The 1833-nt window shown below is 70.3% G+C and carries 2 protein-coding genes; one reads left to right on the top strand and one right to left on the bottom strand.

The annotated features are described in order from the left end of the window. Positions 1–504: 504 nt before the first annotated feature. Positions 505–1239, bottom strand: coding sequence for a serine/threonine protein kinase (locus AB0G14_RS35500; RefSeq protein WP_357705164.1), 735 nt, complete (start codon positions 1237–1239; stop codon positions 505–507). A gap of 152 nt (positions 1240–1391) precedes the next feature. On the opposite strand from AB0G14_RS35500, the gene AB0G14_RS35495 reads away from it, so the two are divergent. Next, positions 1392–1833: hypothetical protein (locus tag AB0G14_RS35495; protein WP_357705162.1), on the top strand; the 442-nt coding region annotated here is incomplete at its 3' end.

The following is a 1833-nucleotide window of genomic DNA, read 5'->3' as shown; positions in this document are numbered from 1 at the left end:
CCCCTGAGCTACGAGGGCGCGAGGGCCTAGTCTAGCGACCTGCGGGTTCACCTGGGGTGGCAGGGAGTGGCCCATGTTCACCCGCGTCACCCGGGCCCCCGTTCTCCCAGCCCAGGACCACACCCCGAGCACACGAACCCCGGTTTGCGACCGCCGGTCGCCGCGGTGACCCGCGTTGGCACCGGTTGACCCGGGTTGGCATCCGCTGGAGAGCACACACTGCGCACATCATCGAAGATCATGGTATGCGCTCCGCCGGCCCTGGACCCGCGGCCGGCAGTAGCGCGGCGCGGCGGCAACTCTCCGCGAGCTTCGTTCGCTGGCTCAGGTCAAGACGCCGACGCAGGGTCAGCGTTCGGGATGAGTCCCGCACGACGCTCAGCGCCCGGATCAGTAACGGGCTGCGCTGGACCCGCTCTCGCAGCTTGCCCTCCCGCGAGTCCCCTGAGTCGGGATCTTTCCGCTCAGGAGGTGCGCCACCACTGTCACAGGCCTCGGCGCGCGTTACGGGTTCGGCAGGGTGCTGCGCCAGGCTGCGGCGAGTGCTGCCACGTCGGGGTATCGGTCGGCGGGTGTCCTGGTGGTGGCCCGTACAGCTACCTGTTGTTGATGGCGGGAACCACGCCAGCCGTGTGGGGAGTCGAGGACGTGGTGGATGGCGCGGCCGAGGGTGTAGACGGTGGTGCGCTGGTCGATGACGGCGCCGCGGACGAATTCCTCGGGGGCCATGTAGCGGCGGGATCCGGGGAGGCGGTCGGTGTCGAGGGTGAACGGTCCTGGCCGGTACTCGTCGAGATCGATCAGGCGTAGTTGGCGGGCGTGGAAGTCGTAGAGGAAGCAGCCGTCGTAGAGGTCGACCGCGACGAAGCCGGCGGCGGTGATGGCCACGTGCGCGTCGAGGATGGTGCCGATGGCCGCCTGCACTTCGCGCAGGGGTAGTTGCTGGAACCGGTGCAGGGCGCTGCGGTCCGAGCCGTGGGTGGTGGCGTGGTTCAGCACGCTGCCGTCATGCCACGGGTAGACCAGCGTCGGCCCGTCGAGGACGTGCTCGGGGCGCACGATCGCCTCGTGTCGGACCGCAGCGTGGAACCGGGCGGCCCGCAGCAAGGAACGGCGGCTCTGCGCGGTGGTGGCTGTCTTGACGAACCAGCGGCGTCCGGACGCCTCGACGCCGTAGGAGACACACCCCGAGTCCTGGGCGTCGAAGACCGCGAACGCGGACTCCAGGGGTAGTTCCATCACGTAGGGAGAGTAGGGCCGCATCCCCTTTGCAGCATGCGAATGCCGCCGGCAGCACCGTGGTGAGTCGCATGGTTGTGGCATCGTGTCACCGCAAGGGGGAGGTGACGCGGGTGGATGTGTCGTCGGCACCGACAAGGTACGCCGAAGCGTTGCTGTTCGCCGCCGAGGTGGTCGATGCGGCCACCCGTCCCCCACACGGCGACCACGGCGAGGAAGCGCTGCGCGATCCCTACGCGCGGGAGATGCTGAGGCATCAGAGCGACTGGTCGTGGTGCGACAACCGACAGGATGTCGATCTTGCCGCCAGCGGGGCGCTGCGCGCGACCGTCGAGTACGTCGCCCGTCGTCACGCCACAGCGCTACCCGACCACACCGGTCGAGCCGGTGGACAGTGGCCCGACGTCGATGACCGCCTGGCCCGGCTGGCCTCGGCGCTGTGCTTCGCCGCCGAGGCCGCCGAGCAGGCCTGGCCGCACCGGCTGCAGCAGGTCCTGGCCCCCTGGGTACGCCAGCGGCTCGCCGCGCTGCTGACCGCCACTGACCGGGCGGAAGGGCTGGGCAGTCTGGACGCCCGCGTGCGGCGCGCGGTCG

The sequence above is a fragment of the Micromonospora sp. NPDC023814 genome (genome assembly GCF_040639595.1).
In the GTDB taxonomy this organism is placed as follows: domain Bacteria; phylum Actinomycetota; class Actinomycetes; order Mycobacteriales; family Micromonosporaceae; genus Micromonospora.
This window is presented reverse-complemented; position numbering and strand designations above follow the sequence as displayed.

Excerpts from the sequence above, each read along its gene's own strand:
- AB0G14_RS35500 (WP_357705164.1), bottom strand. The coding sequence starts at position 1,239 with ATGGAACTACCCCTGGAGTCCGCGTTCGCGGTCTTCGACGCCCAGGAC.